Annotated in this window: 1 protein-coding gene; it reads left to right on the forward strand. The window is 80.6% G+C overall.

Going from position 1 to position 242, the window contains the following annotated elements; genetic code table 11:
• On the forward strand, window positions 1-242 hold a 242-nt coding region (locus tag GT030_RS18095; protein ID WP_161201971.1), incomplete at both ends, for a hypothetical protein.

Genomic DNA, 242 nt, shown 5'->3' on the forward strand with positions numbered 1-242 from the left:
GGGCTGCTGGTGGCCATCGGCGAGGCCCGGCGCGGCCGGGGGCGCCGTTCGGTCCTTCCCGGCATGCGGCACGCCCCCGTCGACACCGGTGCGCTCACCGCGCTGGTGTACGGCGTCTGGGCCGCCCTCGGGGTGGCCGCCGCCCGCGCCCCGCACCCGCGCGCCCGCGTGCGCTGGCACGAACTGGACCCCGACGAGGCGGTGGAACGCCTGGACCGCGAGGCACCCCCCGAGCCGGGCGT

It is taken from the genome of Streptomyces sp. SID1328 (assembly GCF_009865595.1).
Classification (GTDB): domain Bacteria; phylum Actinomycetota; class Actinomycetes; order Streptomycetales; family Streptomycetaceae; genus Streptomyces; species Streptomyces griseoluteus.